Below are 12,076 nucleotides of genomic sequence, written 5' to 3' on the forward strand. Positions count from 1 at the left end.
CCGTTTCGGTGGTCGGCCTCAGGGAGGAGGAGGAAGCCGACCTATTCGTCATCGCCGGGGAGGAGGTCGGCTTTGACAAAATTCCTTTCGCCGATTGGAGAGGGCGAAACTCTCTTTCGGAACAATGCCCGCCGCTGGGAGGAGGAGTGCGGCGGGCACCGTTTCGGTGGTCGGCCTCAGGGAGGAGGAGGAAGCCGACCTATTCGTCATCGCCGGGGAGGAGGTCGGCTTTGACGAAATTCCTTTCACCGATTGGAGAGGGTGAAGCTCTCTTGGAAATAACGCCCGCCGCTGGGAGGAGGAATGCGGCGGGCGCCATTTCGAGGGTCAACCCTTGGGAGGAGGTAAGGGGTGACCGTATCCGTCAGGGCCTGGGAGGAGGTAGGCCCTGGCGAAATTGCTTAGCTCGCCTTGCGAGCGGCCTTCTTGATCTCCATGCGGAACAGGCCAATATCTTCCAACTGGCGGTTCGACAGGCGACCCAGCTGTTCGACCGTGTCGCGATAAGCGCGCCAGTTACGGTAGCTGCGGATCAGGTTCATTGTCTTGTCTCTCAATTCGGTTCGGGCCGGGATCGGCCCGATAGATTAGCCGGCCTTGCGGGCCACGTAAGCGATGTCGCTGCGGCTAATGCCGATGTCGCTCAGCTCACGGTTGCTCAGGCGGCTCAATTCGGAGACGGTGTCCCGGTAACGGCGCCAGTTGCGGTAGTTGCGGATCAGGTTCATGATACTTACTCGTTACGTCTTTGGTCGTTCGTTCATCTTCTCTGTACGCCGCTAAAATAGGTGGACCCATATCGATTTAAAAGTGCGATTGGCGCATGGCAGCAATGCGTTTTGTGCAATGCAACATGGCGGCCATTTCACACCGCCGTCATAAAGAAGCCAGAATCGGAAAACGACGCCCTGCCAATGATTTGCCCCGGCCGGCTGGTAATTCGACTAAAGTAGTGGAGTGAAACCCTTGGCAAGCTATGCGGGCAAGGTCAGGCAAGACATCGCACGTTGGGTCGAAAATGGCCTGATCAACGCTGAAACCGCCGCAAAGCTGAACCGTGACGTCGAAGCGAATGCCCGCCGCTCATTGTCATTCGGGACGGTCCTTGCCATGCTGGCAGCCATCCTGCTTGGCGCGGCGATCCTGATCTTCATCGCTGCCAACTGGGAAGCCATACCCCGCATAACGCGCGTACTGACCGTCTTTGCCGTGATCGCGGCAGGCTATGTCGGTGGCGCATGGCTGAAGCTGCGTGATTACCCCGCCTTTGCCGAAGCTGCATGGGTGGTTGCTGCTGCTGCCTTTGGTGGCGCGATCGCATTGATCGGTCAGATGTATCATTTTTCCGGCGATGAATCCGGTGCGATCCTTGTGTGGTGCGCCGGCACGGCGCTTGCCGCAGTCGCGCTGCGTTCGAATCCGCTCACCGTCATGGCTGTCGCCATCGCTGATGGCTGGCTGGTGATGATGCTTTTGAACGGATTCGATTTCCGCGATGGTTTCGATTTTCCCTACCTTTATGTCCTGATGGCGATAGCGCTGTTCCTCGTCTCTTATTGGACCCGCAGCCAAGCAGCGCGCCACCTCATTATTTTGTCACTGGTCGTCTATGCCGGTTTTGTCGCTCTAAGCGACGACTGGGATGCGATGGCAATTCAGTTGGCGATCGGCTCGGCAGCGGTCTTTGCCGCTGCCGTCTATGCGTCTGAGCCGCTGGATGGCTTGCTGCAACTTGGCGGGCGACTGCCGCTGCATGCCCTTCTTGGCTTTCTTGTCGGCATGGCCATCCTTCAATTCAAATACGACGAGGGTGGGGGCCTTATCCTCACTTCGGCGCTGATGCTCGCCGGCATCGTTGCCGCCATCGTGCTGGCCGGTCGTGAGAGCCGGGGCTTGCGCTGGCTCGCCTATATCGGTTTCGCGTATGAACTGGTCTGGATCTATCTCGTCATGATGGGAACAATGTTGGATACCGCCAGCTTCTTCCTGGCGGCCGCCGTAACCCTTGGTCTTCTCGCCTTTGTCATCATGCGTGTCGAAAAGCGCATGCGAGGGCATGCTGCCGAGAGGGGAGCAACATCGTGACCGGAAAGAAGCTCGTCATCTCCGCTGTTGTTCTGGCGCTTGTCCAGATTGGTTTTCTAAGTTGGATGATCGCCGGCCGCGCCGCCATCCTGCGCAACGGCACGGAGGTTTTGCTGAAGGTCGAGCCTGTCGATCCGCGCGACCTGCTGCGCGGCGACTATGTGCGGCTGGGTTATGAGATCTCCACCCTTCCGGCAAAACTGATTGCCGATCTGCCTCCCGGTCAGACAACGACCGCTGGAGGGCGCATTATTGTTCGATTGAAGAAGGATGCCGACGGTTACTGGCGTCCGGTCTCGGCCTTCCTCGCTACACCGGCCTCGCAGCCGGGCCCAGACGAAGCCGATATTGCCGGCACGATTTCAGGCGGTTGGTCGATCGAGGGTGACGCGACGCTCTCGCCGGAATACGGCATCGAACGCTTCTATCTGCCGGAAGGCGAAGGGCGTGCCGTCGAGACCGACATGCGTGTTCGCCCCTTTGGCGTCCGCGTTGCACTCGCCAAGGACGGCACTCCTCAGATCAAGGCGCTGATGGACGGCGACAAGACGCTGTTCGAGGAGCCGCTTTATTAAACCATGCATTGGTTATTCTTGAGGCACGGCACGCGGGTCACCCTCGACGAGCCCGTGGATGCAATGCTTCTTGTCGGCGTTGGCGCCATGTCCAACAACGGAACTTCGACCTGAACGGAGCCGTCGCGGCCCGCGGCCAGGTTCACGGTGGCTTGAGGAGTGATGACAACCTTATACCGGCTGGGGGCATGTCTTCGGGGCCGCGGTATTTGCCGTCCTCGGCACTTCTGGAGGCGGCGGCACTGTTTACCTGCATCCAAACGGTGCTTCTAACCCCGCTGGCGAAGCGAGGGTTGGTCTCAACGGCAACTTCCGGGGCAAGATCGCGGCAGCGCTTTCGATCACGGATGGCCAGATAGACGCAATGTGGACGGCAGCAGCAGTGCTGTAGCAGCGATCATCTGACCCTGTACGCGACACTTAAGAATGTGAACACCGCGAACATCGGTCCGATCTGAATAAGCAGCTCAAGCAAGGTAAGTCTCCTTCTATGCCAGACAGGCCGAGGCTCACGCGCTCACAGAGGCCGCCGGCGGGCTGCGGGCATGTGGGATGAGTGCCTTGTCGGTACCGGCGTCATGGAGCGCTTCGGCCCTGCGATGCTCGGAGATATCGCCGTCATCGACACGCGCCGGCTGGGACCAATCGGCGTTGTCTGTGCAGCCGGTGGCGTCTGCTGCTGGCGAAAGGAAGGCGGGTTCCTCTGGATCGCGCCGCGCTCTTACCTGAAAGTCTGGGCTGTCTCCTGATGAAGTGGATCAAGCTTGCCTTGGCCGGCTGCGTTTCGCTGCTGGCGATGACGGCGCATGCCCAGGCGGATTTCATCATCACGCCGATCGCGTTCTCGCTGTTCGCCGGTCCGCTGAGAGCCGTGGCGTCGTTCGGTGCGATCTATACCGGTGTCCAGATAGCTGCCTATGCCGCGGTGATCGGTGCGCAGCTTGCCTTTGGTCGGCAACAGCAGAAAATCGACCCTGGCGAGATGAAGAACACTTTCCAGGAGGCGGAAAGCTCAGAGTTCGACGCTGTAGGCCGCGTGAAGCTTGGCGGGTTGAAGGCGTTCGGAAACACCAAGGGAAATGTCATTTCTCGGCTGGTCTGGCACGTCAAAGGGCCGATGGTTGCCACGGAGCAATACTTCCTCGGTGGTCGCGAGGTGACGATTGAGGCTGACGGCTCAGTATCGTCCCCGCCTTGAGCTAAGCCTGGTGGATCGTGGGCGTACATCAAAAGCAAGATCGGAGACGGCACCGAAACGGCGTGGCCGGAGCTTATGGCCGACTTCCCGTCACTCTGGACGTCGGCTCATCGCTGCCGGGGCATCTTTCAGTCGCTTGTCCGGTTCGTTATGTACTCAAATGACATGTCGGTGCGGCGTCTGCGCCATGCCCATGAGTCAGAAATGGGTGGCCATGAATGTCCATCACCGTTTTGCCATTAAGGGAACCTCATGCCACTCACGCGGTCCGTAATATAAACGAACCGCCTTCACTAGCGCCAAGCACAGCGCTACAACAGTCTGCATCGGAAGCCCCAAGCCCGAAGATGTTACCCGAGGCGAACCTTAGTCGTTTGATTGCAAAAAGAGAAGACTGACTAACGCATCAAATTCTGGTCTTCTACCAACACGATAGTACCCGTATCGAAGTCGTAGGCCAGATTGGCACTAGTAGATTTGGTTGCAGGTTTGTTTATGTGCACTGCGCCCGTAAGGTAAACGTCTACCGTATCGTCGTTGCCAAGAACAATGGTATTGCTTCCTTTGCCAATGGCATTAGATCCGATGACAATCTCGTTGGTGGATCCATCAGTTAAGGGCTCGGCGCGTTGGCCAATGAAAATGCCTTGTGTGCCGGTCAATTTTGGCTGACCCCCAGCGAAGCGGGCAGCCATGCCGCCTATGGCAATATTCTGACTTCCTTCAGTCAGGTTCATCAGAGCATCGAAGCCGAGGGCTGTATTTTCGAATCCGATTCGGTTGTTCTTCAGCGCGTTAATGCCAACGGCGACATTGTCGTACCCCCGCACATTGTTGAGGAGGGCGTTGGTGCCGATCGCCGTGTTGTCATACCCTTCTCTGTTTACGACCATAGTGTTGTAACCGACAGCCGTGTTGCCAAAGACACCTGTTCCGACCGGACCTTCGCCCACGCCGGAGTCTCGCAGTGCGTTGAAGCCAACAGCAGTTTGGCCCCAGCCAGTCGTACTCGTCAACAATGAGTTAATGCCGACAGCTGTATTCCATTGCCCGGCCGATTCTGAACCTCCGATGGTGACGGTGTTATCTAGGCCATTGCCAACGGCTATCGAGCCCAATCGACCACCCGGCTCTATCGCAAGCTGGGCAAGGAGAGATTCCACTTCGGTGGACTGTCGCATCAACGCTTCCACGTCTTTGGACTGTATCTGCAGTGCATCGACTTCATTGATGAGATTGGTTGCTCGGATCTCAGTGATCTTCAGTCTCTGCCAAAGGTAGACAAGACCGCCCATTGGAGCTGCTAGCGAGCATGCCCACAGCATGCCGAGTACAATAAAGGCGCGTTTCAATGGACTTTCCTAACATCTCCATGAAGCCAGCTAATTGCTCTTTGCACACACGGACTTGTCATTCAACGGCAACCAGCGCCCCAGTGGCCGCTGCACGGACAATTTGAACTAGTACTTTTTGGTTATTGCGGTGCGGTCGCGAATCGAAACGCGGCGGCTCTTCGCTCTCTCTGCTTCTTAAGAAACGCTTTGAAAGGACAATCCATGACGAACGCACCTGCGGGGGCGGGCGACCGCTATTACGTGTACCGCCCAATGCTCGACCTGCTCGGCAAGTCTGAGGGCACCGACAAAGGCGATGGCTACAACGAAACCCTTGGCTACGGCGCCTACACCGGCGGCGATGTAGATCTCGTCAACATGACGCTCGATCAGATCGAAGCGCTGCAGACGAAGATGCTGGCCAACCGCAAGAACAAGCTGAAGTCGTCGGCACTTGGCCGGTACCAGATCATCCGCACCACGCTCCGCACCATGCGGGAGCAGCTCGGGCTCACCGGCCGAGAGAAGTTCGATGCCGACATGCAGGATCGGCTCGCCTGCTACCTGCTCGGCCAGCGCGGCATCGACAAGTGGCTCGCCGGCCGGCTGAAGCTCGATACGCTCATTGGCAATTTGGCGCAGGAGTGGGCCTCGATCCCGAAGCCGAACGGGAAGGGGCACTATGAAGGCCAACACGCCGGCGTGTCGGTTTCCATGGTCAAGGCGGCATTGGCGGAAGTCGCCAAGCGCCATGCTCAGGGCCAGCCAAAGGCTGTCGAGAAGGTGACCGTGCCGATCGAGATACCTGTCGTGCCCAAAGCGGTCGACAAGGAGGTCAAGAAGAAGACCAACCTTTGGGGTTGGCTGACGACCATCTTCGGTTCTGGCGGCGCTGGTATCGCTGGCCTGCTCGGCGCCAACTGGCAGACCGTCGTCGCCATCGGGGGCACCACCATTGTCGCGCTGGTGATCGTCATCCTGCTTCGTCGGCAGATCATCGGAGCGGTGCAGGATATCTGCGGTGCGGTGGAGGGTTGAGTATGTCTAGGCTCATTCCATTTGCAGTGTCGGCAGCGATGGCTCTGGGTGCCATTGCCATTCTTTGTCAGTCCCACTGGGTCAGCTTCAAGATTTGTCCGAAGGCAGACTATGAGCGCGGCTGTGAAATTCGGAAGGACCGACAATGATCTGGTCTTTCCTCAACTCCAAGCTGGGCGTCTACGCCATCTGCGGCCTGATCGGAGCCGCCTTCATCTGATGGACCTATTACGAGGTCTATCAGTCCGGCCGGGCCTATGAGCGCTCGGCCATGCTCAACCGTTCCGTGATCATTCTCCGCGAAAGGAGCAAAACCGATGCCGCAGTTTCTGCGATGGATGATGCTGCACTGTGTGCTGCCCTTGGCGGCGTGTTCACAGACGGTTCGTGTCAGTGATTGTGACGGGGTCGCGAAGCTAACGCCTTCCAGCGAAACGCGGCGCCTCATTATCGCGAACGATCGGCGTATGTGGAAGCTAATGGGGCTGGGCGCGCTCGGTGTTGTCGGTATCGGCGGTGCTTCCCTTCCAGCAACCCATAGACTGGCTTTTAAAGCTGTTCGGCCGCACCGGCTGACGGCCCTTTTTCTCGCCACATAGCACCATTACGCGCACGCCGCGTCTGGCAGTTGGCTGGCGCGTCTCAGGTAACGCCCGCTCCGGTTCGCCGGGGCGGGCTTTTTGCCGTTCAGCGGGCGCTACCAAGCTTCCGGCAGGCCGTCGATCTACGGCGTTTGCCGTATGTCCCCTTCCCATTTGACACGGCATGAATACCTCCGTGAATGCTCAAGCAAGGAGGTCTACATGAGAATGATAATCGTCGCGGCATCCGCCGTCTTCGTGTTCACGGGAGCGGCATCAGCGAGCGTCCCGGCTAAGCCCGTCATTGAGAAGAATGCGACGGAATCGGACGTGATGGTAGCCGGGCGTAAGCCTTCAGGCCGCGCCGGGTCGGCGCCGTCCGGACCCTGCAGCCCGTTTGGTTGCATGAGCCAGGGTTTTGGCTGGGGCTAACCGAGATAGGCCAATCTTCTCCCGGCGGCCGGCGTTTGCGGGCAACGAGAGCGGCCGGCTGGGTGTATCTAGTCACCCTGGAGGGTAAGAACCAGCCGACCGCCGCGCGCGAGGCGCAAAACCACGACAGCAGTTTGTCTGACGGCGAAAAGGGCTGTTGGCGACATGCCCACGGCAGCTTAGAATCATTTTAAGGCAGCGACTACGGACACTTTTTAGGCTTAATTCTCGTCAGTGCCTTGGTCTTGGTTCAAAATCCCGCGCCTTTTTAGGGGCCATAAAGTGCCCCTGTGACCTTCATATCGTTGTCGGAAATGGCAACGATGGTCGAGAGCACAAGCTGCTTAACTCTCTCTCTATATTGCGATCATTGAGCGCGTTTCCATTATCCTCCGGTAGTTTTGCCTCGAAAATCAGGAACGCCTGTTCTCGCCGCCGTGCGGGAGTCGCAGCTATCCATTTCCCTGCCGTCAATTCGTCTCGGACTGAGATCGCTAACTTCTGGACGATGCCGAGGATAATCTCCGAAGGTAGTCCCAATTCAATTGCAAGGAAGTTTGCATATTCCTTCGGCACCCACGCTGACATAAACGGTTCGTGCGGTACGGGGGCTGTTCCGTAGTGCTCGCGCAGCTCTTCCAAGTGTGGCAATCTCGGGGTGGCCTGCTCCCGGATTTGAGTGATGATCTCTTCTGAAACCGGCTCTCCGGATCTGAGACCGTGCTCTTCCACAAGCTGATCGGTCCGTAAGGCCCATATGGCTGACCCGTGGCGTCGTGGAACTCTTTGAACAGAGCAGGATGGATGCTTTTTCGACGCTGAAGTTTGACAGCGCCTCCAATGCGGCAGTCTCTCGCTTATTGAGTGGCTTGCTTGAAACGTGATCTTTGAAAGTGTTCCATTCCCAGAGGTATCCCTCCGTCAGGGCTTTCCTGGAATTCGGATCCATCTTGGCAAACGCTGCGGCGTAGTAGTCGACAGTCTTAGGCTCCTTTTTCGGTTTTTTGTCTCCAGACGCCGGCCGTCTCTGCGCTGGAGATATTGCTGCAGGTTGTCGAATGCGTTCTCGCCAGCGGGCTCCGATGATGGAGAAACAACGACCGTCCCGTCAGGCTCCAAACGCACAGACACTCCGAACTCTTTTGCCACCTTCGCAGCCGCTCGCATTTGCGCTGGCGTAAAGTTCAAATGACCGGTCATCTGCAAGTAACTCCGCCAAGGCACACCTCGGACGCAAGGAAACGATGCCAAATCAGCTACATATCGCCACATCTAGCAAAGGCGCCAAGGTGGATTATGAGGTGGATAGGAAACCGGGAATCGGCCTATCGTATTGAAACCATTAGATATTTCTTGGGAAATGGTGCGGATGAAGGGACTCGAACCCCCACGCCTTTCGGCACCGGAACCTAAATCCGGGGCGTCTACCAGTTCCGCCACATCCGCATAATGGGCCAAATCCCACGTAGCCATCATTCTGTCAATGTCGCTGGTCAAGACACAGCCTGTTGCCGGGCGCGAAGATAGTTGAAAATCGGCCTCGCCTGTGACAAAAGGCGTGTCGAATGTGACGGGATGCGACGATCCGCTTCTGCTAAAATGTGATATGAAGTCGGAAAAACAAAGACTTAATCACATTTTGGGGCGTCGTTGGGGGAATTGAGCCGCCGAAGCGGTCAAGGCTCCAGCTTCCGTACCCAAAGCCACTCCCGGCAAGACTATTCCGGCAGGCTGCGAACGGCAGGTCCGTTAGCCAGTCTCATTGGTGAAGATAAAAGGTTTGATGATGCAGGTCACCGAAACGCTCAATTCCGGCCTCAAGCGCGAGATCAAGGTCGTCGTGCCCGCCGGCGACATGGAGGCCAAGCTTCTGGCCCGGCTGTCGGATGCCAAGGACAAGGTCCGCATCAACGGCTTCCGTCCGGGCAAGGTTCCTGTCCAGCATCTGCGCAAGGTCTATGGCAAGTCCTTCATGGCCGAGGTGGTCAACGAGATCCTGAACGAGTCGCGCACCATCATCACCGGCCGCGGCGAAAAGGCAGCCATGCAGCCCGAGGTCATCATGACCGAGGACGAGAAGGAAGCCGAGAAAATCCTGGCTGGCGGTAGCGATTTCGAGTTCAAGCTGAACTACGAGGTCATCCCCGCCATCGAGATCAAGGATTTCTCCGACATCAAGGTGACGCGCCCGGTCTATGACGTGCCGGAATCGGAGATCGACGAACAGGTCCAGCGCGTTGCAGAGTCGTCGCGTTCCTACGAGACCAAATCGGGCAAGGCAGCCGAAGGCGACCGCGTCACCATCGACTATGTCGGCAAGATCGACGGCGAGGCTTTCGCCGGCGGTTCCGGTACGGATCAGCCTCTGGTCCTGGGCTCCAAGGAGTTCATCCCCGGCTTCGAGGATCAGCTGATCGGCACCAAGGCCGGCGATGATAAACTCGTCACCGTGACCTTCCCGGAAAATTATCAGGCGCCGCACCTGGCCGGCAAGGAAGCGACTTTCGACGTCACCGTCAAGGAAGTTGCTGCCCCCGGCAAGCTCGAGGTGAACGACGAAACCGCCAAGAACCTCGGCCTGGAATCGCTCGAGCGCCTGCGCGAGGTCGTGAAAGGTCAGATCGAGAGCCAGTTCGGTTCGATGACGCGCCAGAAGGTAAAGCGCCAGCTGCTTGACCAGCTCGACGCTTCCTATTCCTTCGAAGCGCCGTCCAAGCTCGTCGAGGCTGAGTTCACCAACATCTGGAACCAGGTCAACCGTGACCTCGAAGCTGCCGGCCGCACCTTCGCCGATGAAGAAACGACCGAGGAAGAGGCCCGCGCCGAATACACCCGCCTTGCCGAGCGTCGCGTTCGTCTCGGCCTGGTGCTCGCCGAAATCGGCGAGAAGGCAGGCATCACTGTTTCCGACGATGAGCTGCAGCGCGGTTTGTTCGAACAAATCCGCCGCTTCCCGGGCAATCAGCAGCAGGAAGTTTACGAGTTCTACCGTTCCAACCCGGATGCACTGAACACGCTGCGTGCGCCGATGTTCGAGGAAAAGGTCGTCGACCATCTGCTCGGCCAGATCTCCGTCACCGACAAGAAGGTGAGCAAGGAAGAACTGATGGCTGAGGACGAGGAAAGCGAGACCAAGGCCAAGCCTGCGAAGAAGGCCGCTGCCAAGAAGACGGAAAAAGCCGAAGAGGCTGGTGCAGAAGAGCCGAAGAAAAAGGCTGCGCCGAAGAAGAAAGCACCCAAGGACGCGGAATAAAGCGTCACAGGTTAAGGAACAAAGGCCGCCGCGAGGCGGCCTTTTTCTTTTGATCCATCCGATTGACGGTCTCTGTCGCGATATGTCTGCTGATCGGACAACTGGTCTGCGGTTGTTGTTTTTCCGGCTAGTCTGTCATTCCAGACTACTGGTAGTTGTCCAGCTTGCCACTAAATCACCACTAATCACTTGGTAAGCTGCCGCAGCGTAGTTTGCAGTCAGTCGCGCTGTTTTCGCGGAGGGCAAATTGGCAAGGTCGGTCGAAGGACTTCGTCCGTTAGTGGGCGTGGTGCTGCTGGCGTTTGGCTGCAACTCGGCGCAGGCGGACGATGCTGTGGACCGCTGGCGGTTCGGCTCCACCCCAGACGGCTCTATCACCGCCTCTGTGTCCGCGGACAGCATCCTGGCCATCGGCAGTGGCGCGCTTGGATACCGTCCCGTCCTTACTATCGCCTGCCGTCCGGACGGTGAGCCGCAATGGAGCGAGTGGCTGCAGCTGAACGACGGTGTTGCCGTGGCGGACACCATAACCGTCGCGGTGTCGGTCGACCGCGGCGAAAACGTCAAGGAAGACTGGTCGGTGTCCAATGGTTCGCGAACATTGATAAGACCCGGCACCGATGCGGTCAGCAGGCTTGCATCGGCCAAGCATCTCAGACTTTCATGGCGCTTTGGCGTCATCACCGGCCGGGCAAACGCCGATTTCTTCCTCGCCGGTGCGGCGGCCGCCATCGATCGGCTGGCAGCTGAATGCAAAATTGCTACGCCCTGACGTGGACCCGGCAGGTCTAGATCAGCAATAGTCCCTTCATCGAGGCATGGCCTCGCTTGCCGATGACGATATGGTCGTGTACCGCGACCCCCAGCCGCTTGCCCGCCTCGATGATCTCCTTGGTCATTTCGATGTCCGCGCGGGACGGGGTGGGGTCTCCCGATGGATGATTGTGCACCAGGATTATCGCAGTGGCCGAAAGCTCCAACGCCCGTTTCATCACTTCGCGAGGGTAGACGGGGGTGTGGTCGACCGTGCCGGTCTGTTGAACCTCGTCGGCTATCAGCATGTTTTTCTTGTCGAGGAAAAGGATGCGGAACTGCTCACGGGCTTCGAACGCCATGGCTGCGCGGCAATAGTCCAGCAGTTGCTGCCAGGAAGACAAGGATTCGCGGCCGGTCACTTCGCTGCGCAGCGAGCGATGGGTGACAGCCGCGATTACCTTGAGATCCAGGGCAACGGTGGGACCGATACCCTTGACCTCTTGCAGCAGCGATACCGGCGCGCCCAGAACCTCGGCCAGCGTGCCGAAACGCGCAAGCAGTGCCTTTGCTATGGGCTTGGTATCCGTGCGTGGAATGAGACGGAAGAGCAAAAGCTCCAGCAACTCATAGTCAGGCAGGGCGCTGTGCCCCGCGCTCGCGAACCGCTCGCGCAATCTCTCGCGGTGGCCGAGATAATGCGGCTTGTCGTCGGCGGTTTTTGGCTTGTCGGGCAGCAGCATCGGCTGTTCCGCCAGGAACCGGCGCTCGTCTTCTGCTTTGCCCATCTAGCCCCCGCTTCGAGCTGCCATGCCTTCCGGCTCACT

Annotated in this window: 13 protein-coding genes and 1 tRNA gene; 8 read left to right on the forward strand and 6 right to left on the reverse strand. The window is 58.4% G+C overall.

Features of this window, described 5'->3' with window-relative positions:
* Window positions 1-401 precede the first annotated feature (401 nt).
* Both L4923_RS00005 and L4923_RS00010 read right to left on the reverse strand, forming a co-directional pair.
* On the reverse strand, window positions 402-542 hold the full coding sequence (locus L4923_RS00005; RefSeq protein WP_239360386.1) for a DUF1127 domain-containing protein: 141 nt from the start codon (window positions 540-542) through the stop codon (window positions 402-404).
* Between the two features lie 45 nt (window positions 543-587).
* The gene (locus tag L4923_RS00010; protein WP_239360388.1) at window positions 588-728 is read right to left on the reverse strand and encodes a DUF1127 domain-containing protein; all 141 of its coding nucleotides are present in this window, start codon (window positions 726-728) and stop codon (window positions 588-590) included.
* A gap of 238 nt (window positions 729-966) precedes the next feature.
* Between L4923_RS00010 and L4923_RS00015 the strand changes: the two genes are divergently transcribed.
* The 4 genes from L4923_RS00015 (at window position 967) to L4923_RS00030 (ending at window position 3,858) form a co-directional block, all read left to right on the forward strand.
* Entirely contained in the window at window positions 967-2,085 is a 1,119-nt protein-coding gene (locus tag L4923_RS00015; RefSeq protein ID WP_239360389.1) for a DUF2157 domain-containing protein, read from the forward strand.
* Complete coding sequence (locus L4923_RS00020; RefSeq protein WP_239362036.1) at window positions 2,079-2,660, forward strand: GDYXXLXY domain-containing protein; 582 nt, start codon at window positions 2,079-2,081, stop codon at window positions 2,658-2,660. Before L4923_RS00015 ends, L4923_RS00020 begins: the two co-directional genes overlap by 7 nt.
* A 545-nt stretch (window positions 2,661-3,205) precedes the next feature.
* Window positions 3,206-3,409: a hypothetical protein gene (locus L4923_RS00025; protein ID WP_239360391.1), complete on the forward strand. Its 204-nt coding sequence runs from the start codon at window positions 3,206-3,208 to the stop codon at window positions 3,407-3,409.
* Window positions 3,409-3,858, forward strand: coding sequence for a hypothetical protein (locus L4923_RS00030; RefSeq protein WP_239360393.1), 450 nt, complete (start codon window positions 3,409-3,411; stop codon window positions 3,856-3,858). The genes L4923_RS00025 and L4923_RS00030 overlap by 1 nt, the downstream gene beginning before the upstream one ends.
* A 398-nt stretch (window positions 3,859-4,256) precedes the next feature.
* Here the strand turns inward: L4923_RS00030 and L4923_RS00035 are convergent, their stop codons facing one another.
* Window positions 4,257-5,210 carry a hypothetical protein gene (locus L4923_RS00035; protein ID WP_239360395.1) on the reverse strand — a complete coding sequence of 318 codons (954 nt, stop codon included), beginning with the start codon at window positions 5,208-5,210 and terminating at the stop codon, window positions 4,257-4,259.
* 204 nt (window positions 5,211-5,414) lie between these two features.
* Here L4923_RS00035 and L4923_RS00040 point away from each other — a divergent pair, with 204 nt between their 5' ends.
* The gene (locus tag L4923_RS00040; protein ID WP_239360397.1) at window positions 5,415-6,230 is read left to right on the forward strand and encodes a lysozyme family protein; all 816 of its coding nucleotides are present in this window, start codon (window positions 5,415-5,417) and stop codon (window positions 6,228-6,230) included.
* Between the two features lie 317 nt (window positions 6,231-6,547).
* A complete protein-coding gene (locus tag L4923_RS00045) occupies window positions 6,548-6,829 on the forward strand; it encodes a DUF1515 family protein (RefSeq protein WP_239360399.1) in 282 nt (93 codons plus the stop codon).
* 711 nt (window positions 6,830-7,540) lie between these two features.
* Here the strand turns inward: L4923_RS00045 and L4923_RS00050 are convergent.
* Together L4923_RS00050 and L4923_RS00055 are read right to left on the reverse strand one after the other, a co-directional pair.
* Window positions 7,541-7,975, reverse strand: coding sequence for a hypothetical protein (locus L4923_RS00050; protein WP_239360401.1), 435 nt, complete (start codon window positions 7,973-7,975; stop codon window positions 7,541-7,543).
* Between the two features lie 629 nt (window positions 7,976-8,604).
* A tRNA-Leu gene (locus L4923_RS00055) sits at window positions 8,605-8,689 on the reverse strand.
* Window positions 8,690-9,029: 340 nt separating this feature from the next.
* Between L4923_RS00055 and tig the strand changes: the two genes are divergently transcribed.
* Both tig and L4923_RS00065 read left to right on the forward strand, forming a co-directional pair.
* Window positions 9,030-10,496, forward strand: coding sequence for a trigger factor (gene tig / locus L4923_RS00060; protein WP_239362037.1), 1,467 nt, complete (start codon window positions 9,030-9,032; stop codon window positions 10,494-10,496).
* Between the two features lie 247 nt (window positions 10,497-10,743).
* Entirely contained in the window at window positions 10,744-11,268 is a 525-nt protein-coding gene (locus L4923_RS00065; protein ID WP_239360404.1) for a hypothetical protein, read from the forward strand.
* A gap of 16 nt (window positions 11,269-11,284) precedes the next feature.
* Here the strand turns inward: L4923_RS00065 and radC are convergent, their stop codons facing one another.
* Window positions 11,285-12,037 (reverse strand): RadC family protein, encoded by a 753-nt coding sequence (gene radC / locus L4923_RS00070; protein WP_239360406.1) that lies wholly within the window; start codon window positions 12,035-12,037, stop codon window positions 11,285-11,287.
* Between the last annotated feature and the right edge of the window lie 39 nt (window positions 12,038-12,076).

Origin of the sequence: Terribium retamae, assembly GCF_022347545.1 — a bacterium.
Classification (GTDB): domain Bacteria; phylum Pseudomonadota; class Alphaproteobacteria; order Rhizobiales; family Rhizobiaceae; genus Mesorhizobium; species Mesorhizobium retamae.

Coding starts and splice junctions, on each gene's coding strand:
- L4923_RS00005 (WP_239360386.1), bottom strand. CDS start 542: ATGAACCTGATCCGCAGCTACCGTAACTGGCGCGCTTATCGCGACACG.
- L4923_RS00010 (WP_239360388.1), bottom strand. CDS start 728: ATGAACCTGATCCGCAACTACCGCAACTGGCGCCGTTACCGGGACACC.
- L4923_RS00025 (WP_239360391.1), top strand. CDS start 3,206: ATGTGGGATGAGTGCCTTGTCGGTACCGGCGTCATGGAGCGCTTCGGC.
- L4923_RS00030 (WP_239360393.1), top strand. CDS start 3,409: ATGAAGTGGATCAAGCTTGCCTTGGCCGGCTGCGTTTCGCTGCTGGCG.
- L4923_RS00040 (WP_239360397.1), top strand. CDS start 5,415: ATGACGAACGCACCTGCGGGGGCGGGCGACCGCTATTACGTGTACCGC.
- L4923_RS00045 (WP_239360399.1), top strand. CDS start 6,548: ATGCCGCAGTTTCTGCGATGGATGATGCTGCACTGTGTGCTGCCCTTG.
- tig (WP_239362037.1), top strand. CDS start 9,030: ATGCAGGTCACCGAAACGCTCAATTCCGGCCTCAAGCGCGAGATCAAG.
- radC (WP_239360406.1), bottom strand. CDS start 12,037: ATGGGCAAAGCAGAAGACGAGCGCCGGTTCCTGGCGGAACAGCCGATG.